Origin of the sequence: Streptomyces aquilus (assembly GCF_003955715.1) — a bacterium.
Taxonomy (GTDB): domain Bacteria; phylum Actinomycetota; class Actinomycetes; order Streptomycetales; family Streptomycetaceae; genus Streptomyces; species Streptomyces aquilus.
On sequence record NZ_CP034463.1, the window covers coordinates 4,492,020 to 4,518,096 of the forward strand.

Here is a 26,077-nt window from a genome sequence, read left to right on the forward strand (position 1 = left end):
ACTGTCGCCGACCGGAGCATATCCAGTTCCAGGCAACTGTTCGAATCTACCTCCCCGCAAGCTCCGTGTCAACGGCTCCCGTGGGGCGAAGAGGAGACTAGCAGCTCAGCAGCCCCACTCGCACATCAGGCGGCCATGGGCACGGCGGCGCTGCGTTCCGCGGCCTCGACGTCGCCCGTTTCACCGGTGCGGGCCGCACGGCCACCCAGTACGTAGACGTAGGCGAGAAAGGCGACTTCGGCTGCGATCCCGATGGTGATGCGGGCCCATGTGGGCAGGCCGGAGGGGGTGACGAAGCCCTCGATCGCGCCGGAGACGAAGAGGACCAGGGCGAGGCCGATCGCCATTCCGATCGCGGCGCGTCCTTCCTCCGCGAGGGCGGCTCGCCGGGTGCGGGGGCCGGGGTCGATGACCGTCCACCCGAGGCGCAGGCCCGTGCCCGCGGCGACGAAGACCGCGGTCAGTTCGAGAAGGCCATGGGGCAGGACGAGGCCCAGAAAGGTGTCGAGGCGGCCGGCGGAGGACATCAGGCCGAAGCCGACTCCCAGGTTGAGCATGTTCTGGAAGAGGATCCAGAGGACCGGGAGCCCCAGGAAGACACCCAGGATCAGGCACTGAGCGGCGGCCCAGGCGTTGTTCGTCCAGACCTGGGCGGCGAAGGAGGCCGCGGGATGACTCGAGTAGTACGTCTCGTACTGGCCGCCGGGGCGGGTGAGCTCGCGCAGCTCGCTGGGGGCCGCGATGGAGGACTGCACATCGGGATGCGTGCCTATCCACCAGCCCAGGAGGATCGACACCGCCGTGGAGATGAGCGCGGTGGGGACCCACCAGTGGCGCGCCCGGTAGACCGCTGCCGGGAAGCCGTACGTCAGGAAGCGGGTCACGTCGCGCCAGGAGGCGCGGCGGGTTCCCGTCACCGCGCCACGCGCGCGTGCCACGAGTTGGCTGAGTCGGCCCGTCAGCTGGGGATCGGGGGCGCTGGACTGGATCAGCGAGAGATGGGTCGCCGTACGTTGATAGAGGGTGACGAGTTCGTCGGCCTCGGCGCCGGTGAGTCTGCGCTGACGGCGGAGCAGGGCGTCCAGGCGGTCCCACTCCGCCCTGTGGGCGGAGACGAAGACGTCGAGGTCCATCGGTTCGGCTGCTCCTCGGCTGGTCGTCGGCGGCTCGTCGTGGTGTCAGCTTGTCGTACTGGCGCGCGATGCGCCTTCAGCTTGGCAGACTGGCGGTTCTCGGGGTGGGCCAGGGAAGGACGGCGGGCGTGAGTGAGCTGGTGACGGGCGAGGCGGTGGCGCTGGAACTGCGTCCCGCGCGGCTGCCGAGCAGGGCGCTGGCCGTGCTGCTCGATCTGGTGGTGGCCACTGTCGTCTACATCGTCGTGACCGTCGCTCTGGTGACTTCGACGGCCTCGCTGGACGAGGCGGCGCAGTTCGCGGTGTCTCTCGCCGCGTTCGTGCTCGTGATGGTGGGCGGGCCTATCGCGGTCGAGACGCTCAGCCACGGTCGTTCGCTCGGGAAGATGGCGTGCGGGCTGCGGGTGGTGCGGGACGACGGCGGGCCGATCCGGTTCCGGCATGCTCTCGTGCGGGGTGGGATCGGGGTGATCGAGATCCTGCTGACGTTCGGGGTCGTCGCCTGTGTCGCCTCCCTCGTGTCCGCGCGGGGGCGCCGGCTCGGGGACGTGTTCGCGGGGACTCTCGTCGTACGGGAACGCGTGCCTGTCTCGCCCTCCGGCTTTCTGCCTCCTCCGCCGCCCTGGCTGGCCGGTCGGTTCTCCGGGCTTGATCTGTCGGCGGTTCCCGACGGGCTGTGGCTTGCCATTCGTCAGTACCTGGTGCGGATGCGGCAGCTCGATCCGCAGGTGGGCTCGGCCATGGCCGAGCGGCTGGCCGCCGATCTCGTCGCGCGCACGGGCACGCCGGCGCCGTACGGGGTTCCGGCGGCGGCGTATCTGGCGGCCGTGGTGCAGGAGCGACAGGCCCGGGAGGCTCGGCGGGCCTTCGCGAACGGTCCGGCAGCGGCGGGCGGGGTGGCTGCTCCCGTGGTCGCTGCGCCTGGGGCCTACGGGGCGCCGGGGGGCTACGGGGCGCCGGGGGCGTACGGGCCTTCGCCGGTCCAGGCGTCTGCGCCTGCCCAGGTGCCTCCGCCTCCTGCCGTCACAGCCCCTCACGCTGCCGTCGTGCGTGAGTCCGAGCCCGGCGAAGTGCCGTCGCCCGAGGCTCCCCGTACCGGGTTTGCTCCGCCCGCCTGACCTCTTTCGTGCCGCCTCGGCCGGGCTCGGTCTCAGGGGAACACAGACGGCGGCGATTCCAGGTCTTCGAGTTCGATTCCGGGGGCCGACAGAACCACGTCGCCGGCGATGTGCACGGTGTGCTGCTCGCCGGTGTCCAGGGCTGTGACCTGGTATTCGTCCACGGTCAGGGGGCCGTTGTCAGTGGCGTGTGCTTCGCTTTTCCTCAGTGCCCAGGACTGGTCCACGCTGCGCGGGGCGAGGACCGGATCCGTGAAGGCGACGAGCCGTACGCGGGTGGCTGAGGAGGAAGGGGTGAGACGCAGGAGACGGGCGGTGGCGACGAGGAACGCGGGGGATGTGCCGGTGAAGGCGTGCGCGCGGACATTGCCTTCCGTGGCGTACGTCCCCGTGGGGTCGGTGCGAACCCAGGTGACGCCGTCGAGGGCGGCTCCGCGTACCTGCCAGGCGGCGGCGTGGAGTTCCAGCCGGATGGGGCGGCCCAGTTCGTCGAGGGCGAGGTCGACGGAGCCCGCGTGATCGCCCGCGGGGGTGGTCAGTTGGGAGACGTAGCGCCAGCCGGACGGGCCGGGGGCGCAGTGGAAGTGCTCTTCCGCGAGGGGGGTGTGATCGTGCGGATCGTGGAGCGAATAACGGCCGCGGGGCATGGGGGTCCTGGGTTGTGACGGGCTGGTCCGGGCGTGGCGGCGCGGGCTGTCCGGCCACGGCGGCCAAAGGGGCAGGCCCCCGGCACGGGGGTGCGGGGGCCTGCCTCGGAGGTTCTGCCGCTGAGGTGAGAGTGCCTCAGTAGCGGTAGTGGTCCGGCTTGTACGGGCCCTCGACGTCGACGCCGATGTAGGAGGCCTGCTCCGGGCGGAGCGTCGTCAGCTTCACGCCGAGCGCGTCCAGGTGGAGACGGGCGACCTTCTCGTCCAGGTGCTTGGGCAGCGTGTACACGCCGATCGGGTACTCGGACTGCTTGGTGAACAGCTCGATCTGGGCCAGCGTCTGGTCCGCGAACGAGTTGGACATGACGAACGACGGGTGGCCGGTCGCGTTGCCCAGGTTCAGCAGACGGCCCTCGGACAGCACGATGATGACCTTGCCGTCAGGGAACTTCCAGGTGTGGACCTGCGGCTTGACCTCGTCCTTGACGATGCCGGGGATCTTCGCCAGGCCGGCCATGTCGATCTCGTTGTCGAAGTGGCCGATGTTGCCGACGATCGCCTGGTGCTTCATCTTGGCCATGTCCGAGGCCATGATGATGTCCTTGTTGCCGGTCGTGGTGATGAAGATGTCGGCCTTGTCGACGACCTCGTCCAGCGTGGTCACCTGGTAGCCGTCCATCGCCGCCTGCAGCGCGCAGATCGGGTCGATCTCCGTGACGATGACACGGGCGCCCTGGCCGCGCAGCGACTCCGCGCAGCCCTTGCCGACGTCGCCGTAGCCGCAGACGACCGCGGTCTTGCCGCCGATCAGGACGTCGGTGGCGCGGTTGATGCCGTCGATCAGGGAGTGGCGGCAGCCGTACTTGTTGTCGAACTTCGACTTCGTCACGGCGTCGTTCACGTTGATCGCCGGGAAGAGCAGCTGACCGTCGCGCTGCATCTCGTACAGGCGGTGGACACCGGTCGTGGTCTCCTCGGTCACGCCGCGGATCTCCGAGGCGAGCTGGGTCCACTTCTGGGAGCCCTCGGTGATGGTGCGGTTGAGGAGCTCGAGGATGACGCGGTGCTCCTCGTTCTCGGCGGTGTCGACCGAGGGGACCTTGCCGGCCTTCTCGTACTCGACGCCCTTGTGGACGAGGAGGGTGGCGTCGCCACCGTCGTCCAGGATCATGTTCGGGCCGCCGGTGGGGGTGTTCGGCCAGGTCAGCGCCTGCTCCGTGCACCACCAGTACTCCTCCAGCGTCTCGCCCTTCCAGGCGAAGACGGGGACACCCTGCGGGTTGTCGACCGTGCCGTTCGGGCCGACGGCGATGGCGGCGGCCGCGTGGTCCTGGGTGGAGAAGATGTTGCAGGAGGCCCAGCGGACCTCGGCGCCCAGGGCGACCAGGGTCTCGATGAGGACGGCGGTCTGCACGGTCATGTGCAGGGAGCCGGTGACGCGGGCGCCGGCCAGCGGCTGTGCCTCGGCGTACTCCTTGCGGATCGCCATCAGGCCGGGCATCTCGTGCTCGGCGAGGGTGATCTCCTTGCGGCCGAACTCGGCCAGGGAGAGGTCGGCGACCTTGAAGTCCTGTCGGTTGTCGACAGTCGTCATTGCGAGCTGCTCCTCGGGGTTGGGGCGAGGTGGGTAGGGCTGGTCTGCGCGGCGGCGGACACAGGGGTGCCCGAAAGAGGACACAGGCATGCCCGCGTGCGCGCAGCGCAGTCCGTCGGAGGCCCTCTCTCCCTCGGCCGGTCCGCGGTGGGACCGCCCGACCGCCATCAGCAGCGACGTCTGGCTTCGTCCCAAGCTACACCGGTACGACCGGCCGCCCCCAGTCCACCTCCGAACCCATAGCGTCGTTCAAGGAATGTTCAGGCATGGGAAGCGGTGGACGGGACAGCGATAACAGGACACCCACGATCGCCGGAACAGGGGTCTACAGATGGAACAGGGGCCTACAGACAGGGGCGAACAGGGACTTTTGCCTCCTCGGGCCCGCCCGGTGCGTGGTGAAGGATGCGAAGAGATCGGGACCAGCTGATCGATCGCGCGGGGCGTCCGGGACGGCGTTCCGTATGACAAAGGCGTTAGGAGATCGACGTGACCAGTCCGGCCGGCCCTCCCCCCACGGGCAGCGGCAGCGGCGAGCAGCAGAGGGTGAGGCTGCTCGCGGTGACCGCGTGTCCGACCGGCATCGCGCACACGTACATGGCGGCGGAGAAGCTGCAACAGGCCGCCGAGAGCCGCGGCATCGACATGAAGGTGGAGACGCAAGGATCGATCGGGGCCGAAAACGTTCTCGATGACAACGATGTCAGAGCGGCGGACGGCGTCATCGTCGCCGCGGACAAAGACGTGGACCTGAGCCGTTTCGCCGGCAAGCGGGTCCTCAAGGTCGGGGTGGCGGAGGGCATCCACGATCCCGGGCAACTGATCGAGCGGGTGCGGTCGGCGCCGGTCCACCAGCCCGGCGGAGCGGCGGCGGTGGCGTCGTCGTCGTCCGGCGGCAAGGAGCGCAGCGTCGGGTACAAGGCGCTGATGAACGGGGTCAGCTACATGATCCCGTTCGTGGTGGTCGGCGGGCTGCTGATCGCGATCTCGCTCTCGCTCGGCGGGCACACGGACCCGTCCGGCGGTCTGGTCATCCCGAAGGACTCCTTCTGGATGGACGTGAACAACATCGGCGTCATCGGCTTCACGCTGATGGTGCCGATCCTGTCCGGATACATCGCGTACGCCATCGGCGACCGCCCCGCTCTCGTCCCCGGCATGATCGGTGGCTGGATAGCCAACACCGGTTCGCTCTACGACTCCAAGGCGGGCGCCGGGTTCATCGGGGCCATCGTGACCGGCTTCCTCGCCGGATATCTGGTGCTGTGGATCAAGAAGGTCAAGGTCCCGAAGTTCGTGCAGCCGATCATGCCGATCATCGTGATCCCGATCGTGGCGACCACGGCACTGGGGCTGTTCTTCATCTACGTCCTCGGGAAACCGATCTCCTGGGTGTTCGAGCACCTGACCGACTGGCTCAGCGGCATGACCGGCACCAGCGCGATCCTGCTCGGCGCGATCCTCGGGCTGATGATCGCGTTCGACATGGGCGGGCCGGTCAACAAGACGGCGTTCCTCTTCGGCGCGGGCCTCATCGCGACCGGCAACCAGACGGTCATGGGCATGTGTGCCGCCGCGATCCCGGTGATGCCGCTGGGTCAGGGGCTCGCGACGCTGATCCGCAAGCGGCTCTACACCGAACAGGAGCGGGAGACCGGGCTCGCCTCGCTCTTCATGGGCTGCTTCGGCATCTCCGAGGGTGCGATCCCGTTCGCGGCGGCGCGGCCCGCGCAGGTCATTCCGGCCAACATGCTGGGCGGGGCGGTGGCCGGTGCGATCGCCGGGGTCGCCGGGGTCGAGGACGCGGTGCCGCACGGCGGGCCGATCGTGGCGGTGCTGGGCGCGGTGAGCGGGGTGCCGATGTTCTTCGTGGCCGTGGTGATCGGCACGGTCGTCACCGCGCTGAGCACGGTCGTCCTCGTCGACCTGAGCGAGCGGAGGCGGCACGGGGAGTCGGGCGTCGGGACATCGGCGGCCGGGCGCGAGCCGGTGTTGGTGGGTGCGGGCGTGGCGCCGGGCGCCGTCGGCGTGGTGGCGCAAAGGAGCGTGGCCACAGCTCCGGCGCCGACCACCTCGTCTGCCGCGCCGGTCGAGCCTGCTGCTTCGGTCCAGCCCGCTGAGTCAGTCGAGCCCGCCGCTTCGGCCGATGTCGAGGTGCTCTCCGGGTATCTCACCGAGGAGACCGTGAGCGTCGGGCTCGGCGCGGGCGACAAGGAGGCCGCCATTCGTGAGATGGCCGGGCTGCTGGCGCGGAGCGGCAAGGTCGCGGATGTGGACGAGCTCGTGGCGACCGCGCTGCGGCGGGAGGAGCAGGGCACCACCGGGCTCGGTGAGGAGATCGCGATCCCGCATGCCAAGACGGATGCGGTGACCGCGCCCGTCGTCGGGTTCGCGCGGTCCGCGGAAGGGATCGAGTGGGGGTCCCTGGACGGTACGCGGGCCAAGCTGGTGTTCATGATCGCGGTGCCGGAGGCGGCCGCGGGAGACGAACATCTGCGGATTCTGGCGCTGCTGTCACGGAAGCTGATGGACCCCGGGTTCCGGGAGCGGCTCTCGGCCGCGGTCGACGAGTCGGCGGTGCTTGAGGTGTTGCGCGAGGTCAGTTAACCCGTCGCTCCATGCCCTCCATGCCCTTGTCACCCTGGCACCTCCCCTTCACAGACGCCCGCTACGCTCTGCGCGCGCGGAGGGGCCGCCAGGAGAGGAACGCAATGTCCGGCAAGGGGCGAGGGCTGGGGATCGCAGCCATCGTGGTGGGGCTCGTGGGGCTGCTGTTGGCGCTGGGGGGTGTCGGCTATGCGCGGCACGCGTTCGGTGCCGCCACTGTGTCGAGCGAGAGCATGACGCCGACGTACGGGCCGGGCGACCGGGTGCTGTACGAGCGGGTCGGCGGAGGCGAGGTGCGGCGCGGGGATGTCGTGATGCTCTCGGCGCCGGACCGGTACCACAGCGACGGTCTGGTGATGCAGCGGGTCATCGGTGTGGGCGGTGACCGGGTGAAGTGCTGTACGGGGGACGGGCCGGGGGCCCGCATCACCGTGAACGGGAAGCCGCTGGAGGAGCCCTACCTGAAGGACGGGGACGTGTACGGCGGGTACCCCCTGCCTTACGACGTGCGGGTGCCCGAGGGGCGGCTGTTTCTGCTGGGCGATCATCGCGCGAGCGCCGCGGACTCACGGGCGTTCCTGGCCGACCACGGCGGGACGCTCCCGGCATCCGCGATCAAGGGGCGGGTCCTCGACGGCTACACCGCGCTGGGGGTGCTGGGCGTGGTGATCATCGCCGGTGCCGTGATGGTGCTGGTGGGTGTCGGACTGGGGATCGCCGCCTTCGTCGTACGGCGCAGGGCACGGGCCGCTGTGCCGCCTGCGCCGCCGTGGGCGATGCAGGTGTGAGGGGCGAGGAGTGACTGAGGGCCTGCCGGCATGCGGCGGGCCCTCGGTCGTCAGTGTCCGGCGGTGGGCTGCTGGGCCGGTCCCCCGGGCGTGGCCTCGCGGTCGGGGCCCTTGGCGGCCTCGGCCTCGCTGTAGATGTCCGGCTCCAGGTAGATGACCCGGGCGATCGGGACGGCCTCGCGGATGCGGGCCTCCGCCGCGTTGATGGCGTTGGCGACCTCGGTGGCCGTGTCGTCGTGCTGGACGGCGATCTTGGCGGCGACCAGGAGTTCCTCGGGGCCGAGGTGGAGCGTGCGCATGTGGATGATGCCCGTGACGGTGTCGCCGTCGACGATCGCCGTCTCGATCTTCTTGACCTCGTCGGTACCCGCGGCCTCGCCGAGCAGCAGGGACTTGGTCTCGGCGGCCAGGACGAGCGCGATCAGGATGAGCAGGATGCCGATGCAGAGGGTGCCGATGCCGTCCCAGACGCCGTCGCCGGTGATCAGGGCCAGGCCGACGCCGCCGAGGGCGAGGACCAGACCGATCAGGGCGCCGAAGTCCTCCAGGAGGACGACGGGCAGCTCGGGCGCCTTGGCGCGGCGGACGAACTGGGACCAGGTCTGGGAACCCCGCAGTTCGTTGGACTCCTTGATGGCGGTCCGGAAGGAGAAGCCCTCGGCGATGATCGCGAAGACGAGGACGCCGACCGGCCAGTACCAGTGCTCGACCTCGTGCGGGTGCTTGATCTTCTCGTAGCCCTCGTAGATGGCGAACATGCCGCCGACCGAGAACAGGACGATGGAGACGAGGAAGGCGTAGATGTAGCGCTCGCGGCCGTAGCCGAACGGGTGCTGCGGGGTGGCCTCGCGCTGGGCCTTCTTACCGCCGACCAGGAGCAGGAACTGGTTGCCGGAGTCGGCGAGCGAGTGGACGCCCTCGGCGAGCATCGACGAGGAACCGCTGAACGCGAACGCCACGAACTTCGATGCCGCGATCGCGAGGTTGGCGCCGAGTGCCGCCACGATCGCCTTGGTGCCGCCTGACGCGCTCATGTGTTCGCGTTGTCCCTTCGTACGCCGTGCCGGGCGCGGCCCTCTCCGCCTTTGCCCGTGCTTTGCCGGTGGGCCATTGTTGCAGCCTCTCCGGGTGTCGCCTCGTCAGGTGTCCACAGGCCCGGTCATACGATCACAGTTGCCCGGAAGACCGTGCCCGTCCCGGACACCTCGGCCTTCTCTCCCGCCGGGACGAACACCGACTGGCCGGGGCTCAGCTCGTGCTCCCCCGTCCGGATCGAGCCCGCCGTGCAGAGCAGGATCTGCGGGGTCGCGCGGGTCAGGTCGTGGGCGGTGCCGCCCTCGGGGAGGACGTAGCGCGACAGCCGGAACTCGTCGATGGGGGTCTCGTAGACCTCCTCGCCGTCGGGGGATGCCTCCGGGCGCAGCACGCCGGGGTCGGCGGCCTCGAAGCGGACGATGCGCAGGAGTTCGGGGACGTCGACGTGCTTGGGGGTCAGGCCGCAGCGCAGGACGTTGTCGGAGTTGGCCATGATCTCGACGCCTAGGCCGCTGAGGTAGGCGTGCGGGATGCCGGCGCCGAGGAACAGGGCCTCGCCGGGCTGAAGTCGGACGAAGTTCAGCAGCATGGCCGCGATGACGCCCGGGTCGCCGGGGTAGTGGTGGGCGATGTCCGCGTACGGCGCGTACTCACCGCCGAGGCGCGCGCAGGCGGCGGCCGCCTCCGTGACCGTACGGGCCATCTCTTCGGGGTCGGCGCTGAGGACGGCCGTGAGGACCTCGCGCAGGGCGGCGTCCTCGGGGTGGGCGTGCAGCAGGTCGACGTACGGCTTGAGGGAGTCGACGCCGAGGCCGGCCAGCAGTGCGGCGGCCTGGTTCGGGTCGCGGAAGCCGCACAGGCCGTCGAACTCGGTGAGTGCGCAGATGAGTTCGGGCTTGTGGTTGGCGTCCTTGTAGTTGCGGTGTCCGGCGGCCACGGGGATGCCGCGGCGCTCCTCGTCCTCGTAACCCTCCTTCGCCTGCGCGAGGTTGGGGTGGACCTGGAGCGACAGCGGGGCACCGGCGGCGAGGATCTTGAGCAGGAAGGGCAGGCGCGGGCCGAACTTCGCGACGGCCGCCGCGCCCAGCTCGCGTTCCGGGTCGGCCTCGACGACCTCGACGAGGGTGCCGCGCGCGGTGCGCGAGGGCGCGCCGGGGTGGGCGCCCATCCACATCTCCGCCTGCGGCTCGCCGCTCGGTGCGACGCCCAGGAGCTCGGGGATGGCGGTGGTGGAACCCCAGGCGTAGGGGCGGATGGTGTTGTCGAGGCGGTCCATCGGGTTCTTTCTGTACGACGGTCAGGGCGTCCCGTACGTCGGTCCGTGGGTCGATCCGTACGACGGTCGGGGAGTCCCGGGCATGATCAGGCTCCGGAGGCGAGCGCCAGGTAAACCGCGGCGAAATCCGTGATGGCGATCAGTTCCGCGAGGGTCTCCAGTTCGGCGCCCTCCTCCGGTTCCAGCTCGCTGATCGGGGTGTCGTGGCTCAGCGCCAGGTCGCGGGCGGCGGGCGCGGCGGTGAGGCCGCCGATGGGGCGGTCGCGGAGCAGCACCACGCGCGCGTGGAGCGCGGGAGGCTCCTCCACGCGGTCGCGGAAGAAGTCGTCGGGGTCGGCGCTGGCGGCCAGCGGTCCGGCGAGCAGGGCGCTGTGGGCGGCGAGCGCCTCGGGCAGTTCGGCGACCAGGGCGGGACGGCCGGAGAGCTCGGCGAGCGCGGCGGCGAAACGGCGGCCCGCCGGACCGGCCGAGACGCCCTCCGTCCAGATCACCGGGAGCGCGTCGGCGAGCTCGGCGGCGAGGGTCTTCGCCGGGTTGCTGTACGTCGCGATGGCGGGCCCGCAGCGTTCGGCGATGTGGTCGAGCCGGTCGGCGACCTTCTCCAGGGCGTCGGGCGGGGCGGCGAGCAGGCCGGTGCGGTCGAGGATCGCGAGCAGCGGGGTGAACAGCGCCCACAGGATGCCCGGGGCGGACGCGGTGAGCTGCTGTTCGTCCTGCTCGTACGGGGCGGTCGCGAGCGGTACGAAGAGGCCGTGGGCGCCCTCGACGGCATCGGTGAGCGGGGTGCCGGCGGGGGCCACCGCGACGACCGTGCAGCCGCGGCGGTAGGCCTGCTCGGCGAGGAGGGACAGGCCTGGTTCGGTGCCGTCCGGGGTGGCGATCAGGAGCAGGTCGACCGAGCCGGTCCAGCCCGGCAGCTCCCAGCGCAGGGCGCCCGCGGCGGGGGCTACGCCGGTGGGGGCGAGGCGGATGACGGGGCTGCCGGGGCCGGCGAGCGTGCCGAGGAGGTCGGCTACGCCGGTGGCGGCGGCGCCGGGGCCCGCGATGAGGACCGCGCGGGGGCGGCCGTCGGGCTTGAGGTCGTGGACACCGGCCTCGGCGGCGTGCCGGGCCGCGGTGCGGACGCGGGCGCCTGCCTCGGCGGCGCCGCGCAGCAGGCCGCGGCGGTCGGCCTCCGAGAGCGCCTCTGGGGTGTCGAGCAGCGATTCGTCGAGCATGGGCGGGAGACTCCTCCGATCGCCGGGTTCGTCGGTTACGCGCGCGGCCCCGTCGGGCGCGGGGCTACGCGGGGCGGCGGGCCTCGTCGACGAGGAGGACGGGGATGCCGTCGCGGACCGGGTACGCCAGACCGCAGTCCTGGCCGGTGCAGATCAGCTCGGTGTCCTGCTCCTTGAGGGGGGCGTGACAGGCCGGGCAGGCGAGGATCTCCAGGAGGCCGGCTTCGAGCGGCATGAGGGGTTCCCTTCGGGGGCGGTACGGCTGCTTGCGCGGATGTGCCTGGTCAGCGTACCGCCGGTGGGAGGCGGGTGCCGGGGTTGTGGATAACCGGGGTTCGGTGCTGGGCGGCGTCATGTGCGGGTGGAGGACGCGCGCGGCAGCACCCCGACCCACCTCACGCCCTGATGATCGCCAATACCTCGTCCCGGACCTTCGTCATCGTCGCCTCGTCCCTCGCCTCCGCGTTCAGGCGCAGCAGGGGTTCCGTGTTGGACGGGCGGACGTTGAACCACCAGTCGGCGGTCGTGATCGTGAGGCCGTCCAGGTTGTCGAGCGTGACGCCCTCCTGGCCCTCGTACGCGGAGCGGATCGCGGCGAGGCGGTCCGCCTGGTCGGCGACCGTGGAGTTGATCTCGCCGGAGCCCGTGTAGCGGTCGTACGCGGCCACGAGGCCGGACAGCGGGCCGTCCTGGCCGCCGAGGGCGGCGAGGACGTGGAGGGCGGCCAGCATGCCGGTGTCGGCGTTCCAGAAGTCCTTGAAGTAGTAGTGCGCGGAGTGCTCGCCGCCGAAGATCGCGCCGGACTTCGCCATCTCGGCCTTGATGAAGGAGTGGCCCACGCGCGTGCGGACCGGGGTGCCGCCGTTCTCCTTGACGACCTCCGGGACCGACCAGGACGTGATCAGGTTGTGGATGATCACGCCCGCGCCGCCGTTCCTGGCCAGCTCGCGCGCGGCCACCAGGGCGGTGATGGCCGACGGGGAGACCGGGTCGCCGTGCTCGTCGACGACGAAGCAGCGGTCGGCGTCGCCGTCGAAGGCGATGCCGAGGTCGGCGGACTCCTCGCGGACGCGCTTCTGGAGGTCCACGAGGTTCGCCGGGTCGAGGGGGTTGGCCTCGTGGTTCGGGAACGTGCCGTCGAGTTCGAAGTACATCGGGACAAGGTCGAGGGGGAGGCCCGCGAAGACCGTCGGCACCGTGTGCCCGCCCATGCCGTTGCCCGCGTCGACGACGACCTTCAGGGGGCGGATCGAGGTCAGGTCGACCAGGCCTCGCAGGTGCGCCGCGTAGTCGTCCAGCGTCTCGCGCCGCGTGATCGTGCCCTGCGTCTCCACCGGGGCCGGGGCGGCCGTGTCGGTCCAGCGCTCGACCAGTTCGCGGATCTCGGTGAGCCCGGTGTCCTGGCCGACCGGGGCAGCGCCCGCGCGGCACAGCTTGATGCCGTTGTACTGCGCGGGGTTGTGCGAGGCCGTGAACATCGCGCCGGGCAGGTTCAGCGCGCCGGAGGCGTAGTACAGCTGGTCGGTGGAGCACAGGCCGATCTCGGTCACGTCGACGCCCTGGGCGGCGGCTCCGCGCGCGAAGGCCCGCGACAGGCCCGGGGACGAGGGCCGCATGTCGTGGCCGATCACGATCGCGCTCGCGTCGACCACCTGCACGAAAGCCGCTCCGAAGAGCTCGGCGAGCGTCTCGTCCCACTGGTCGGGAACGACCCCGCGTACGTCGTAAGCCTTCACGAGCTGTGACAGATCAGCAGCCACTGCCTAACCCCTCCAAAAGTCCTGTCGGTCGCCTCAAACTACCCGTAGCCATCGACAGCCCGCCGTCCGTCCGCCGAGTGGACCCAAGAACGTAACCTCAGGTCAGGACAGCATCCAGTCCGGCACGGGGAGCTCTGCCCGACGTGGAACGTGCGGCAAATGCACACGAAGAAGGGGTGGTTGCCGACCGGGAGGTCAGTTGTCCGGCGAGCGCAGCACCCGCAGATGTCCGCGCCGCGCGACCTCCATCGGGTCCGCCGCGCGTCCCCCGCCACCGGCCTGGGCGGCGCGCTCCTGCGGGCGGGCCGCCTCGCGGACCGCGTTGGCAAGCGCTTCCAGATCGTCGCCGCTGGGGCGGGCGGGGGCCGAACCGTCGAGCAGTCGGACGACCTCCCAGCCGCGCGGGGCGGTGAGGCGCTCGGAGTGCTCGGCGCACAGGTCGTAGCAGTGGGGTTCGGCGTAGGTGGCGAGCGGGCCGAGGACCGCGGTCGAGTCGGCGTAGACGTACGTCAGCGTCGCGACGGCGGGGCGGCCGCAAGCGGTGCGCGAACAGCGACGTACAGGGCTCACGACGTTGGACGGTACCGCACTCTTGAGCGGGCCGCGACGACTCTCCATGAGGTCACTCCACCGTGTCGTGGTGTGAAACGCCCCACACGCCCCTTTGGGCACACCGTGCTGACCTGCACGGACACCGCTTACCGAGATCTCGAACAACACCGGTTCCGGTCATCACTCCGTACAAACAAGGTCAATTGACATGAGATCACCGGTCTCGGAGGGATATGGAATCGAGCCCAACCTTGGCTGGAATGGTCATCCGGTGACATGCCGTGCGAGGTGGCCGAAGAGCCCCCGGGCCCCGCGTGGGCCCCGGGCGCCAGGCCTCGCCGGGGACTACGCTTCACCAGTGATGGACAACCCCGTACCGCCCCGTGCCGCCGGCCCCGGGCCCCGCCGACGTGATCGCCACGGCCGGGGCATGCGCGGCCCGATCGCGCCGCCCCAGGTCCCGCTCGCGGCGAGCCGCGCCGAGGCGTTCGCGGATCTGGTGCAGGACTCCGTGGAGCGGCTGGAGCGGCGCTGGCCGCAGCTCGCCGACATCGACTTCCTCGTCCTGGAGGTGCCGCACCTCGACGGCCGGAGCTTCAACGACGAGGCGGTCCCCCTGGGCGGCACGATCTCCGCACGCGAGGGGCGCCCCGCGCGCGTGGTGATCTACCGCCGCCCGGTGGAGATCCGCACCAAGGGCCGCGACGAGCGCGCGGCCCTGGTGCACGAGGTCGTCGTCGAGCAGGTCGCCGAGCTGCTCGGGCTGACGCCGGAGACGGTCGACCCGCGCTACGGCGAGGACTGAGAGGAGACCGAGAAGCGCCCCTGCAAGCTACTTCTGGAGCACCGACAGGTCCTCGTCCGCCTCCGGCACCGCGACCATCCCCCGGTCGTCCGGCAGCGTCTGCACCGTGAAGCCGGGGATGCCGTCCTCGGTGGCCGCCAGGGTCCGGGCCGCGTAGACCGGGCCGCCCGAGACCGGCTCCACCGTCAGCGCGTACGTGCCCTTCCGGCCGCTCGGCTCGGGAAGCTCGACGTCCTGGGTGGTGCCGCCCTTGATCGTGTACGTCTTCGAGGCCGGCGTGCCGCCGTCGCTGCCCGCTGACGCGGTCACCTTGACCTGCGCGGTGCCGCTGGGCGCCACCAGGGACAGCGTGGTGCCCTTGGCGCTGTTGTCGGCGGCCGTCGCGCGCGCGCCGACCGGGCGGGTGGCCGGGATGAACGCCGTCTCCTGCTTGTCGCCCTTGCCCCGGGTGACCCGCAGCGCGGCCACCACCGGCACGGAGTCGCCGGTCGGCGTCAGGACCAGCGAACCGGCCTCCCCGCGCGTGACGGCGCCCAGGTCGACCGCGGTGGTCATGCCGGCCTTGACGTGCAGCGTCTCGTTGCCGGCCGGGGTGATCGACCCGGACGGCGAGGCCAGGCGCACCTTCAGGTCGGCGTCCTCGTCGCCGGGCGCGAAGGCGACCAGGCGCACGGCGGTGGCGTCCTTGGGGATGCCCGGCAGGACCAGGCTGCCCGCCGGGTCCGTGGACGCGGCCAGCCAGTCGCCGCCGATCTTGTCGTCGAGGGCCTGCACGGCGGCGCCGACGCGGCCGCTGCGGACGTTGACGTGCACGGTGAGGTTGGTCTGCTTCTCGCCGGTGAGCGTGGACAGCAGGATCGGCTCGCTGGACCTCGGCGGGACGGTGATGTCCTCGCCGGCCGTGGCCGCCACGGCGCCGTCCTTGCCGTACAGCTCGATGTCGACGACGGCCGCCGAGTCGTCGGGGTTGGTCAGGTGGACGTAGTCGGTGCGGTCGGCGGCGGTGCTGGCGCCGGGGAACCAGAACGCGGTGTCGGCGGCGGAGCAGTTGACGCCCTGGAGGCCGCGTCCGGTGCCCGCGGCGACCTCGGTGGTCTCCTGCACGGTCCAGCCGGGCGCGAACCGGCCCTCGGCGGTGCCGATGAGTGCGGGCGAGTCGCCGCCGGAGGTGTCCTCGGTGTCGGGCGTGCCGGGCTCCTTGGCGGTGAGGACCGGCTTGTCGGCCTTCTTGTCGCCGGCCTTCTTGTCGCCGCCCTCCGACTCCTTTGCCGCGGAGACGAGTTCCGCCTTGCCGTCGCTGCCCGTGCCCTTGGTGACGGGCGTGAACGACGTGTAGGACGTGTCGGCGATGTCGGAGAGGCTGGGGCTCGGGCAGAGCAGGCTGGTGCGCTCCACGGGCAGCTCGGCGGCCGCCTTGGCGGTGTCCGTGCCGGACGCGTCGGGCGCGCTGAGCGAGGCGAAGCCGGTGACGGCGGCGAGAGCGGTCGCGCAGGCGATCAGGGACACGGTCGTGCGGTTCACTGCTGGCTCCCGTCGGGACGCTCGCCGCCGTGCTGGTGCGGCTGCGCCGGGTCGTACGTCGCGTCGTAACCCTGGTCGTACGGCTGCCCGTACTGGTCGTACGACGGTTGCTGCGTCTGGCCCCCGTAGGCGTACGGGTCGTACTGGCCGCCCTGGTACGGGTCCGCGTAGCCCTGCTGGTCGTAGCCGCCCGCCGGGTACTGCTGGGCGGGCTGATACTGGTCACCGGCGTAGGGGTCGTACCCGGTGCCCTGGTAGGCCGACTGGTCCCAGTCGCCGTAGGACTGCTGCTGCGGGACCGGTACCGGGGTCTCCTCCGAAGGAGGAGACGTGGGGTCGTCGCCCTGGGCGGTCTCCTCGGCCTCGGCCTGGGCGCGCAGGCGGCGGGCGCGGCGGCCCTCGCCCTCGGTCGCCTGGGCGGGGATCGCCCGCTCCTCCTCGGGGAGGTCGTCGTCGATGTCGCGGCGGCGGCCGGGCAGGGCCAGCACCACGAGGACGAGGGCGAGGGCGCCCTGGGTCCACAGCCAGGCGGTGTGGGTGATCGGTTCGTCGTAGACGACGTCGAGCTTGCCGCCGGAGGCGGGGAGTTCGAAGCCCTGGGCCCAGCCGTCGACCGTGGTCGGGGTGAGCGGCCTGCCGTCCAGGGTGGCCGTCCAGCCCTCGGCGGCGGTGTCGGCGAGGCGCAGGGTGCGCCCGTCGGCGCCGGACGGGATCGTGGTGTGGATCTCGACGGGTCCCGCGGCGACGAGCGTCGGCGTGCCGGTGCCGCCGACGATGGTGGCGCGGGCGACGTCCTGGTCGACGCGCCACAGGGCGCTGCCGTGCTGCTGGCTCAGCCGGGACAGGCCCGGGGTGGCGTCCAGGACGCGGGTCACCTCGCGCGAGGCGCCCTTGTGGACGAGGACGTAGCGCACGGCGAACTTGCCGAGCTGGTCGGCCTGGTCGGCGCCGGAGCCGGCGACGAGGTTGGCGACGACCTTGTCGAGCGCGGTGTTCTCACCGCTCGCGGCGGCGAGTTCGGCGTCGCCGAGGCGGGCGCCCGAGCCGCGCACCAGCATGTAGCCGACGTGGGCGGCGGAGTCGCTGTCGAGGACGAGGGTGCGGGCCCGGTCGCGGTTGTTGCCGTCCTCGGCGACGAACGCGGGCACCTGCACCGGGTCGCGGCGCTCCAGGGGGCCGTCGGCGCCGCCGATCATCCAGCCGGCGGCGACGAGCAGCGGGCCCGCCGCGGCGGCGAAGGCGATCAGCGCGGCGACCGGCTGGCGCCAGCCGAAGCTCTGCTCGGCCACCCGCGCGCGGGCCCCGTCGGCGCCGAGCACGGCGGCGGCCAGGAGGGCGAGGCCGTAGACGAGGGTGGCGGGGCCCGCCCAGGTGGAGTTGTTGGACAGGACGGCGAAGACGAGGCCCACGAGGGCGACCGCCCAGGCCGTCCAGATGCCCAACTGCCGCTCCGAGCGCAGCAGGGCGGCCAGCGCGGCCAGGACGACGCCGATCAGCATCAGGCCGCTGACCGTGCCGGGGCCGCCGGGGCTGGCGCCGAGCAGGTCGGTGGCGGAGGCGGCCGAGGAGCCGTACTCCAGACCGGCCTCCTCGAAGAAGCCGAACGGGAGGAGGGTCAGGGACCAGGGCGCGAGGATCAGCAGCGGGGTGCCGAGCTGGGCCAGGAAGCGCAGGCCGTAGGCGGTGATGTCGGTGCGGCGCACGGCCAGGACGCCGAGTCCGAGCAGCAGCGCGATCGGCCAGACGATCGGCGTGAACGCGGTGGTGATCGTCAGGAGCAGGGCGTACGCCCAGGTGGCGCGCCAGCTGCCGCGCGCGTCGGAGGGGTGCGCGAGACCGCCGGCGGCGATGCCCGCGCGCGCGATGAGCGGCAGCAGGATCGCCAGGACGGCGGTGCCGATGCGGCCGCCGGCGAGGGCGCCGGTGGCGGCGGGCAGGAAGGCGTAGACGACGGCCGCCCATGCGCGCAGCAGCCGCGACTCGACCAGGGGCCGGGAGGCGAAGTACGCGGTGAAGCCGGCCAGCGGCACCGAGCAGACGAGCAGGACGGTGACCGCGAGTCCGGTCGAGCCGAACAGCACGGAGGCGAGCATCGCCACGATCGCCAGGTACGGCGGCGCGGAGGCGGTGCCGCCGGCGCCGACGGCATGCCAGGCGTCCAGGTAGCGCGACCACAGTTCGCCGGAGTCGTCCGGGGCGGGCAGCAAGGCGCCGCCCGAGAGGGCGCCGGAGTCGAGGAGCGCGCGGCAGGCGACGAGCGAGACGAGCAGCAGCACCAGGAACAGCACCGGCCCTGGCTTGCGGGCGATGCGCTTCACGCGCGCGAACTGCTCGATCTCCAGGAAGTCGGCGTCGTCGCCGCCGGGTCCGGACTCGACCGCGCCGCCATGACGTCCGGCGCCCGAGGTGGCCTCGGGGTCGGAGCTGCCGAAGAAGCTGCCGGCGGCCTGCTCGACGGTGGCCCGCACGGTCGCGCCGGGCGGCGGGAACAGCGGGCGCAGCTCGTCCTTGTCGACCACCGGTGTGCCGCGCCTGCGGCGCCCGGCGATGATCCGCTCGGGCCGCAGCAGGGTGCCGAGCAGACCGCGGATCTCGTCGAGGGCCTGTCCGGGGACCTTGCCGACGAGGTTGGCGACCGTCCTGAGCACGGTGCCGACGACGAGCCGGATCAGCACCCAGGGCAGCACGGCCGTACGGCTGTTGACGAGCAGGGTGTAGGCGGCGCCCGCCTTGTCGACCTTGTGCGGGGAGGCCGCGGTGCGGCCCACGCAGTCGACGGCACGGCGCTCGCGCGAGGCCGCCTCCGCGTGCCGTACGACCGCCTCGGGGGCGATGAGGACGCGGTGGCCGGCGGCGGTGGCGCGCCAGCACAGGTCGACGTCGTCACGCATCAGGGGAAGGTGCCGGTCGAAGCCGCCGAGCTCCTCGAAGACGTCGCGCCGCACGAGCATGCCGGCGGTGGAGACGGAGAGCACGGGCCGGACGTGGTCGTGCTGGCCCTGGTCCTGTTCGCGGCGGTCGAGGCCGGTCCAGCGGCGCCCGGAGTGGGCGATGGTGACGCCGACCTCCAGGAGCTGCCGTTTGTCGTACCAGCCGCGGAGCTTGGGCCCGACGACCGCCACGTCGTCGCGGCCGAGCTCCAGTTCCTGGTCGACGACGCGCAGCAGCTGGGCGAGGGCGTCGGGTTCGGGGGCGCAGTCGTCGTGCAGCAGCCACAGCCACTGGACCGGCTCGCCGTGCGGGAGCTCGGGCAGGTCGTAGGCGTCGTCGCGCCAGGTGCGCGTGACCGGGTCCCAGCCGCTGGGCCGCTTCAGGTACGGCAGTTCGTCCGGGGTGAGGACGGGCGCGGTGCGGTTGGCCTCCTCGATGGCCTGGCCGAAGCCGGTGCGGCGGGCGAGGTGCAGCACCCGGTCGGCGCCGAGGGCGTCGGTGACCAGCTGCGCGGAGGTGTCGGCGCTGCCGGTGTCGGCGGCCATCGCGAACTGGACGGGGCGCTCCTGGCCGAGCAGCCCGGCGAGCGCGTCGGGCAGCCAGCGGGCGCCGTCATGCGAGACGAGGACCGCGGTCACCACATGACGCGGGAACTCAGGAGTGGCAGCGTCGTGAGCTGCCGTGTGGCTGTGCACGGACATCGAGGTACGGGCCCCGGTTCGGTGGACTGCGGTGGACGCCTGTGCCCCGAGGGGGCAGCGGGGCGTCTCGGACGAGCGACCACACTATCGGCTGGGCATGACGACGGCCCGCCGCCTGTGGACAACCCACCTGCGACGGGCCGTAAGTCCCGTATGTACGTGCGATCCGCGGCCGGTCGGTTCAGATCGCGGCCTTCTTCAGGCGGCGCCGCTCGCGTTCGGACAGGCCGCCCCAGATGCCGAAGCGCTCGTCGTTGGCGAGGGCGTACTCGAGGCACTCGGAGCGGACCTCACAAGCCAGGCAGACCTTCTTGGCCTCACGGGTGGAGCCACCCTTCTCGGGGAAGAAGGACTCGGGGTCGGTCTGGGCGCACAGCGCGCGCTCCTGCCAGCCGAGTTCCTCGTCCGCGTCGTCGACCAGCAGTTGCTGCACCAGCTCGGTCATGTGCGCCCCTCGTCTGTCTTTCGCGTCCCCGTGATGTAGCCGTTACCGATTTCGGCTGAACGACACGAGTGAAATTACAAGTGTGCTGCTCCGGGCGAGTCAAGCCGAGATCTGCTATTGGGCCCCTTATTCACTCTGCGGAACCAAGGCCTAGCGGAAAGTGTTCAAATCGCCATAAACCTTGACAAGCAGACGGGGTCCGCGGGGTCGTCCGACCCGTGCAGGACCTGTACGGAGAAGGACGCCCAGGAGCTCGTTCCCGTTCCGTGCGCGCCGGTTGTGCGCCATGTGTCCCGGTAGCCCCGTGAACAAACCTTTCACCTCACAGATGAACCGGATGAGGTGAAACCGGTCCCACATGCCGGTGTCGAGTTGACAGTGGGGGTGTGAACCGCTGTCCTTGTGGGCATGCTCGCGAACTTGGCACTCACCTCGACCCGCACCGCCGGGTCCCACGGTGCTGCCCGCGCTCGCTGTTGCTGTTGCTGTCACAGCTGTTGAGCCCGGCGAACCACACCCGCCGCTCCAGCTGAAGGCCGAATCCCCCGGGGACTCGGCCTTTCTCGTTCCCTCTGTCTGACTGACCTTCTTTCACTGAGGAACCACCGCATCCATGAACAGCGACAACGACCTCCAGATCGCCGGCGACATCCTCGAGGTCCCCCACCTGCTCCAGGCCCCGCGCGAGCACCCCGTCACCGTCGCGGAGTTCGTCGGCCTGGCCCGCTCCATCGCCGCCGACCGCTCGCAGTGGGAGCACCTGGTGGAGTACGACGCCACGTCGCGCTGGTACCACCGGCTGCGCACCGGCCCCGGTTACGAGGTCTGGCTGCTGTCCTGGGTGCCCGGTCAGGGCAGCGGACCGCACGACCACGGCCGCTCGTCCGGCGTGCTGACCGTCCTGGACGGCGAGCTGACCGAGCGCACCGACCGCGGCACGCGCGCGCTGGCCGCCGGCACGCAGCGGGTGTTCGCGCCGGGCTATGTGCACGAGGTCGTCAACGACGCGCTGGAGCCGGCGGTCAGCCTGCACGTGTACTACCCGGGTCTGACGGAGATGCCCATGCACACCTCCCATGCCTGCACGGCGCGTCCGGTGACCGCCTGACGCGTTGTCGTACCCGCCTGCAATGCTGGTCCCATGCGAATCGTGGTTCTGGCAGGCGGCATCGGCGGTGCCCGTTTCCTGCGCGGTCTGAAGCAGGCCGTGCCGGACGCGGACATCACGGTCATCGGCAACACCGGCGACGACATCCACCTCTTCGGACTGAAGGTCTGCCCGGACCTCGACACGGTGATGTACACGCTCGGCGGCGGCATCAACGAGGAACAGGGCTGGGGCCGGGCCGACGAGACCTTCCACCTCAAGGAGGAGCTCGCGGCGTACGGCGTCGGGCCCGAGTGGTTCGGACTCGGCGACCGGGACTTCGCCACGCACATCGTGCGGACCCAGATGATCGGCGCCGGGTACCCGCTCAGCGCGGTCACCGAGGCGCTCTGCGACCGGTGGCAGCCGGGCGTGAAGCTGATCCCGATGTCCGACGACCGCGTGGAGACCCATGTCGCCGTCGAGGTGGACGGCGAGCGCAAGGCGGTCCACTTCCAGGAGTACTGGGTACGGCTGCGCGCCTCCGTCCCGGCGGAGGCGATCGTGCCGGTCGGCGCCGAGCAGGCGAAGCCCGCGCCCGGCGTCCTGGAGGCGATCGCCGCGGCGGACGTCATCCTCTTCCCGCCGTCCAACCCGGTCGTCTCGGTCGGCACGATCCTGGCCGTGCCCGGCATCCGCGAGGCGATCGCCGAGGCGGGCGTCCCCGTCGTCGGCCTGTCCCCCATCGTCGGGGACGCGCCCGTGCGCGGCATGGCCGACAAGGTGCTGGCGGCGGTGGGCGTGGAGTCGACGGCCGCGGCGGTGGCCGAGCACTACGGCTCGGGGCTGCTCGACGGCTGGCTCGTCGACACCGTGGACGCGGCCTCCGTGGAGCGCGTCGAGGCGGCCGGCATCCGCTGCCGGGCCGTACCGCTGATGATGACGGACCTCGACGCGAGCGCGCAGATGGCCCGCGAGGCGCTGGCGCTGGCGGAGGAGGTCCGGACCCGATGAGTACGGACGGCTTCCGCGCGTGGGCCGTGCCCGGGCTGCCCGAGATCGCGGCCGGGGACGACCTCGCCAAGCTGATCGCCGCCGCCGAGCCCGGCCTCGCCGACGGTGACGTGCTGCTCGTCACCTCGAAGATCGTCTCCAAGGCGGAGGGCCGGATCGTCGAGGCGGCCGACCGGGAGGCGGCGATCGACGCCGAGACGGTCCGCGTGGTGGCTCGGCGCGGTGCGCTGCGGATCGTCGAGAACCGGCAGGGGCTGATCATGGCCGCGGCCGGCGTCGACGCCTCCAACACCCCGGCCGGGACGGTCCTGTTGCTGCCCGAGGACCCGGACGCCTCCGCGCGTGCGATCCGCGAGGGGCTGCGGGAGCTGCTCGGGGTCGACGTCGGCGTGATCGTCACCGACACCTTCGGGCGCCCCTGGCGCGCGGGGCTCACGGACGTGGCGATCGGCGCCGCGGGGGTGCGGGTCCTCGACGACCTGCGCGGGGGCACGGACGCGTACGGCAATCCGCTCAGCGCCACCGTCGTCGCCACGGCCGACGAACTGGCCGCCGCCGGTGATCTGGTCAAGGGCAAGGCCGCCGGGCTGCCCGTCGCCGTGGTGCGCGGGCTGCCGCACGTGGTCTCCGCCGAGCACGGGGAGGGGGCGGGCGCCATGGTGCGCGGCGCGCGCGACGACATGTTCCGGCTGGGCACCTCCGAGGCGGTCCGGCTGGCGGTGACCCAGCGGCGTACGGTCCGGGCCTTCACGGACGAGCCGGTCGACGGGGGTGCCGTGCGGCGGGCCGTCGCCGCGGCGGTGACCGCGCCGGCGCCGCACCACACCACGCCGTGGCGTTTCGTGCTGCTGGAGTCCGAGGCCTCCCGGACCGAGCTGCTGGACGCGATGCGGGACGCGTGGATCGCGGATCTGCGGCGGGACGGCAAGACCGAGGAGTCGATCGCCAAGCGGGTCCGCCGCGGGGACGTGCTGCGCAACGCGCCCTATCTGGTGGTGCCGTGTCTCGTCATGGACGGCTCGCACACGTACGGCGATCCGCGGCGGGACGGGGCCGAGCGGGAGATGTTCGTCGTCGCCACCGGGGCCGGGGTGCAGAACTTCCTCGTCGCGCTGGCCGGGGAGCGGCTGGGGTCCGCGTGGGTGTCGTCCACGATGTTCTGCCGGGACGTGGTCCGGGAGGTGCTGGGGCTGCCGGAGGACTGGGATCCGATGGGGGCCGTGGCGGTCGGGCATCCGGCGGAGGAGCCGAAGGCCCGGGCGGAGCGGGACGCGGGGATGTTCATCGAGGTGCGGTGACGTGTTGCGGTGGACACGGGGTGAGGGCAGCTTGGCTTCCGCGCCCCTACTCTCGTAGGGCCCGCTCTGCGCTCGTAGGCCCACTCTCGTAGCGCTTCCCTCTACTCTCGTAGCGCCCCCTTCCTTCGGCTTTCCCGGGACTTCATTCGTGGCTGGACGGTTCGCTCCGCGGCCCACGCGTACGACGGTGCGCGGTGGGCATGTCGCCGTGCCGGGAGGTGCGCCGGGAGGCGTGCCCGGGGGTGTGCCGCGGCCCGCGGCCGCGCCGGGGCGGGTGCGGACGTTCGTGCCGGAGTGGCCGTTGGATCTGGGGCTGGTGCTCGGGCCGTTGCGGCGCGGGCCCGCCGATCCGACGTTCCGGGCGATGCCGGACGGGTCGGTGTGGCGGGCCAGTCTGACGCCGGCCGGGCCGGGGACCCTGCGGGTCGCCGCGCGGCGCGACGGAGAGGTCCGCGGGGAGGCGTGGGGGCCGGGGGCGGAGTGGTTGCTCGACCGGTTGCCCGAGCTGCTCGGAGCCGCCGACGATCCGTCCGTCTTCGTGCCGCGGCACCGGTTGCTGGCGGTGACCCGGCATCGGCGGCCGGGGTTGCGGCTGACGCGGACCGGGCTGGTGCTGGAGTCCTTGATCCCGTCGATCCTGGAGCAGAAGGTCACCACCGACGAGGCGTACCGGGCATGGCGGTCGCTGGTGCGGAAGTTCGGGGAGCCTGCGCCGGGGCCCGCGGCCGGCGGGCGGCTGTGGGTGATGCCGGCGCCCCGGACGTGGGCGTTGATCCCGTCGTGGGAGTGGCATCGGGCCGGCGTCGACAACAAGCGGGCGTCCACGATCCTGCGGGCCGTGCGGGTTGCCGCGCGGCTGGAGCAGGCGGTGGGCATGTCTGCGGCGGAGGCTCAGGCGCGGTTGGAGGTCGTGCCGGGGGTGGGGCCGTGGACGTCCGCGGAGGTGGTGCAGCGCAGTCATGGGGCGGCGGACGCGGTGACCGTGGGGGATCTGCATCTGCCGGGGATCGTGGGATGGGCGCTGGCGGGGGACCGGGATGCGGATGACGAGGCGATGCTGTCGCTGCTGGAGCCTTATGCGGGGCAGCGGCATCGGGCGGCTCGGTTGATCTTGTTGAGCGGGCGGACGCCGGCGCGGCGGGCGCCGCGGATGCCTCGGGGGGATATCGGGCGGTTGTGACGGGGGCGCGCCAAGGGTTTTTCGCCCCCGCCGCCCCTACCCGTCCCCTCACTGGGGGCTGCCGCCCCCCAGCCCCCCAAGACCCCCGCTTCGGCCCCGAAAGGGCCTCGTCCTCAAACGCCGGACAGGCTGAAAATGCGGGCCGGCGTTGAGAAGGCAGCCACGGTCAGGGGGCGACAGTGCCGTCGTTCCCTACTGGTCCGACGAGAAGCGCACCGCCCCCGCCGGGATCCTGGCGTCGCACCACACCCGCGCGCCGTCTCTCAGCTCGTTGTCGGGGCCCACCACCGCGCCGTCCCCGATGACCGTGCCGGTGAGGACGGAGCGTTCGCCGACCCTCGCGCGGGTGCCGATCAGGGAGTCCGTGATGATCGCGCCCGGTTCGATGACCGCGCCCGGCAGGATCGTGCTGCCGAAGACCCGGGCGCCCTCGGCCACGAAGGCGCCCTCGCCGACCACCGTGCCGCCGGTGAGTTTGGCGTCGGGGGCCACGCGGGCCGTGGGGAGGATCAGCCGGTCGCCGCAGCGGCCGGGCACCGCGGGGGACGGGGCGCGGCCGAGGACCAGGTCGGCCGAGCCGCGTACGAAGGCGGCCGGGGTGCCCAGGTCCAGCCAGTACGTGGAGTCGACCATGCCCTGGAGGTGGGCGCCGGCCGCCAGCAGGTCGGGGAAGGTCTCGCGTTCGACGGACACCGGGCGTCCCGTCGGGATCGTGTCGATCAGGGAGCGGCGGAAGACGTAGGCGCCCGCGTTGATCTGGTCGGTGACGATCTCCTCGGGGCTCTGGGGTTTCTCCAGGAAGGCCAGGACCTTTCCGGTCTCGTCCGTGGGGACCAGGCCGTACGCGCGCGGGTCGGTCACCTTCGTCAGGTGCAGGGAGACGTCCGCGTCCGTCGACTCGTGCGTGGCCACCAGCGCCCTGATGTCCAGGCCCGTCAGGATGTCGCCGTTGAAGATCAGGACCGGGTCGTCGGGGCCCGAGTGGAGACGCGAGGCCACGTTGCGGATCGCCCCGCCCGTGCCGAGCGGCTCCTCCTCGGTGACGTACTCGATGTGCAGTCCGAGGGCCGAGCCGTCGCCGAAGTACGGTTCGAAGACCTCGGCCAGATAGGACGTGGCCAGGACGATGTGGTCCACGCCCGCGGCTCTGGCTCTCGCCAGCTGATGTGTGAGGAACGGGACTCCGGCCGCGCGGACCATGGGCTTCGGGGTGTGCACCGTCAGCGGGCGCAGCCTCGTGCCCTTGCCTCCGACCAGGAGGATCGCTTCTGTCACCTGTCGTCTCTGCTTCCTGCCGGTGACCGGCCGAACTCTCTTTCGGCCGGTCAGTGTATGCAGACCGTTGTGCGGCGCTTTCGACAGCATCGA

The 26,077-nt window shown here is 71.9% G+C and carries 21 protein-coding genes; 8 read left to right on the forward strand and 13 right to left on the reverse strand.

Features of this window, described 5'->3' with window-relative positions; all coding sequences use genetic code 11:
• Nucleotides 1–125: 125 nt before the first annotated feature.
• Nucleotides 126–1,133: a stage II sporulation protein M gene (locus tag EJC51_RS20645; RefSeq protein WP_126272443.1), complete on the reverse strand. Its 1,008-nt coding sequence runs from the start codon at nucleotides 1,131–1,133 to the stop codon at nucleotides 126–128.
• Between the two features lie 128 nt (nucleotides 1,134–1,261).
• On the opposite strand from EJC51_RS20645, the gene EJC51_RS20650 reads away from it, so the two are divergent.
• On the forward strand, nucleotides 1,262–2,251 hold the full coding sequence (locus tag EJC51_RS20650) for an RDD family protein (protein ID WP_208870729.1): 990 nt from the start codon (nucleotides 1,262–1,264) through the stop codon (nucleotides 2,249–2,251).
• A gap of 32 nt (nucleotides 2,252–2,283) precedes the next feature.
• Here EJC51_RS20650 and EJC51_RS20655 read toward each other — a convergent pair whose 3' ends face one another.
• The gene (locus tag EJC51_RS20655; RefSeq protein WP_126272444.1) at nucleotides 2,284–2,898 is read right to left on the reverse strand and encodes a hypothetical protein; all 615 of its coding nucleotides are present in this window, start codon (nucleotides 2,896–2,898) and stop codon (nucleotides 2,284–2,286) included.
• Nucleotides 2,899–3,034: 136 nt separating this feature from the next.
• Nucleotides 3,035–4,492 (reverse strand): adenosylhomocysteinase, encoded by a 1,458-nt coding sequence (gene ahcY / locus EJC51_RS20660; RefSeq protein WP_126272445.1) that lies wholly within the window; start codon nucleotides 4,490–4,492, stop codon nucleotides 3,035–3,037.
• A 489-nt stretch (nucleotides 4,493–4,981) separates the two neighbouring features.
• Here ahcY and EJC51_RS20665 point away from each other — a divergent pair, with 489 nt between their 5' ends.
• Entirely contained in the window at nucleotides 4,982–7,099 is a 2,118-nt protein-coding gene (locus EJC51_RS20665; RefSeq protein WP_126272446.1) for a fructose-specific PTS transporter subunit EIIC, read from the forward strand.
• Between the two features lie 104 nt (nucleotides 7,100–7,203).
• On the forward strand, nucleotides 7,204–7,887 hold the full coding sequence (gene lepB, locus EJC51_RS20670) for a signal peptidase I (protein WP_126272447.1): 684 nt from the start codon (nucleotides 7,204–7,206) through the stop codon (nucleotides 7,885–7,887).
• 50 nt (nucleotides 7,888–7,937) lie between these two features.
• Here the strand turns inward: lepB and EJC51_RS20675 are convergent, their stop codons facing one another.
• The 6 genes from EJC51_RS20675 to EJC51_RS20700 form a co-directional block, all read right to left on the reverse strand.
• Nucleotides 7,938–8,921 carry a cation diffusion facilitator family transporter gene (locus tag EJC51_RS20675; protein ID WP_126272448.1) on the reverse strand — a complete coding sequence of 328 codons (984 nt, stop codon included), beginning with the start codon at nucleotides 8,919–8,921 and terminating at the stop codon, nucleotides 7,938–7,940.
• Nucleotides 8,922–9,046: 125 nt separating this feature from the next.
• Nucleotides 9,047–10,198 carry a mannose-6-phosphate isomerase, class I gene (manA, locus tag EJC51_RS20680; protein WP_126272449.1) on the reverse strand — a complete coding sequence of 384 codons (1,152 nt, stop codon included), beginning with the start codon at nucleotides 10,196–10,198 and terminating at the stop codon, nucleotides 9,047–9,049.
• An 86-nt stretch (nucleotides 10,199–10,284) separates the two neighbouring features.
• On the reverse strand, nucleotides 10,285–11,415 hold the full coding sequence (locus tag EJC51_RS20685; protein WP_126272450.1) for an SIS domain-containing protein: 1,131 nt from the start codon (nucleotides 11,413–11,415) through the stop codon (nucleotides 10,285–10,287).
• Between the two features lie 64 nt (nucleotides 11,416–11,479).
• On the reverse strand, nucleotides 11,480–11,650 hold the full coding sequence (locus tag EJC51_RS20690; protein WP_007382472.1) for a Trm112 family protein: 171 nt from the start codon (nucleotides 11,648–11,650) through the stop codon (nucleotides 11,480–11,482).
• Between the two features lie 160 nt (nucleotides 11,651–11,810).
• The gene (locus tag EJC51_RS20695; protein ID WP_126272451.1) at nucleotides 11,811–13,175 is read right to left on the reverse strand and encodes a phosphomannomutase/phosphoglucomutase; all 1,365 of its coding nucleotides are present in this window, start codon (nucleotides 13,173–13,175) and stop codon (nucleotides 11,811–11,813) included.
• Nucleotides 13,176–13,370: 195 nt separating this feature from the next.
• Nucleotides 13,371–13,793 (reverse strand): DUF3499 domain-containing protein, encoded by a 423-nt coding sequence (locus EJC51_RS20700; protein ID WP_053760356.1) that lies wholly within the window; start codon nucleotides 13,791–13,793, stop codon nucleotides 13,371–13,373.
• Between the two features lie 295 nt (nucleotides 13,794–14,088).
• Between EJC51_RS20700 and EJC51_RS20705 the strand changes: the two genes are divergently transcribed.
• The gene (locus EJC51_RS20705) at nucleotides 14,089–14,532 is read left to right on the forward strand and encodes a metallopeptidase family protein (RefSeq protein WP_126277059.1); all 444 of its coding nucleotides are present in this window, start codon (nucleotides 14,089–14,091) and stop codon (nucleotides 14,530–14,532) included.
• A gap of 27 nt (nucleotides 14,533–14,559) precedes the next feature.
• Here the strand turns inward: EJC51_RS20705 and EJC51_RS20710 are convergent, their stop codons facing one another.
• The 3 genes from EJC51_RS20710 to EJC51_RS20720 form a co-directional block, all read right to left on the reverse strand.
• Nucleotides 14,560–16,053 (reverse strand): DUF5719 family protein, encoded by a 1,494-nt coding sequence (locus EJC51_RS20710; protein ID WP_126272452.1) that lies wholly within the window; start codon nucleotides 16,051–16,053, stop codon nucleotides 14,560–14,562.
• The gene (locus tag EJC51_RS20715) at nucleotides 16,050–19,685 is read right to left on the reverse strand and encodes a glycosyltransferase family 2 protein (RefSeq protein ID WP_126272453.1); all 3,636 of its coding nucleotides are present in this window, start codon (nucleotides 19,683–19,685) and stop codon (nucleotides 16,050–16,052) included. Before EJC51_RS20715 ends, EJC51_RS20710 begins: the two co-directional genes overlap by 4 nt.
• Nucleotides 19,686–19,866: 181 nt before the next feature.
• Nucleotides 19,867–20,130: a WhiB family transcriptional regulator gene (locus EJC51_RS20720; protein WP_010986447.1), complete on the reverse strand. Its 264-nt coding sequence runs from the start codon at nucleotides 20,128–20,130 to the stop codon at nucleotides 19,867–19,869.
• A 613-nt stretch (nucleotides 20,131–20,743) separates the two neighbouring features.
• On the opposite strand from EJC51_RS20720, the gene EJC51_RS20725 reads away from it, so the two are divergent.
• The 4 genes from EJC51_RS20725 (at nucleotide 20,744) to EJC51_RS20740 (ending at nucleotide 24,709) form a co-directional block, all read left to right on the forward strand.
• Nucleotides 20,744–21,238, forward strand: a complete 495-nt coding sequence (locus EJC51_RS20725; protein WP_126272454.1) for a cysteine dioxygenase — start codon at nucleotides 20,744–20,746, stop codon at nucleotides 21,236–21,238.
• 33 nt (nucleotides 21,239–21,271) lie between these two features.
• Nucleotides 21,272–22,231, forward strand: coding sequence for a 2-phospho-L-lactate transferase (cofD, locus tag EJC51_RS20730; RefSeq protein ID WP_126272455.1), 960 nt, complete (start codon nucleotides 21,272–21,274; stop codon nucleotides 22,229–22,231).
• Nucleotides 22,228–23,529, forward strand: a complete 1,302-nt coding sequence (locus EJC51_RS20735) for a coenzyme F420-0:L-glutamate ligase (RefSeq protein WP_126272456.1) — start codon at nucleotides 22,228–22,230, stop codon at nucleotides 23,527–23,529. The genes cofD and EJC51_RS20735 overlap by 4 nt, the downstream gene beginning before the upstream one ends.
• A gap of 148 nt (nucleotides 23,530–23,677) precedes the next feature.
• On the forward strand, nucleotides 23,678–24,709 hold the full coding sequence (locus EJC51_RS20740) for a DNA-3-methyladenine glycosylase family protein (RefSeq protein WP_126272457.1): 1,032 nt from the start codon (nucleotides 23,678–23,680) through the stop codon (nucleotides 24,707–24,709).
• Nucleotides 24,710–24,901: 192 nt separating this feature from the next.
• On the opposite strand, the gene manB is transcribed toward EJC51_RS20740, so the two are convergent.
• Nucleotides 24,902–25,984 carry a mannose-1-phosphate guanylyltransferase gene (gene manB / locus EJC51_RS20745; RefSeq protein WP_126272458.1) on the reverse strand — a complete coding sequence of 361 codons (1,083 nt, stop codon included), beginning with the start codon at nucleotides 25,982–25,984 and terminating at the stop codon, nucleotides 24,902–24,904.
• Between the last annotated feature and the right edge of the window lie 93 nt (nucleotides 25,985–26,077).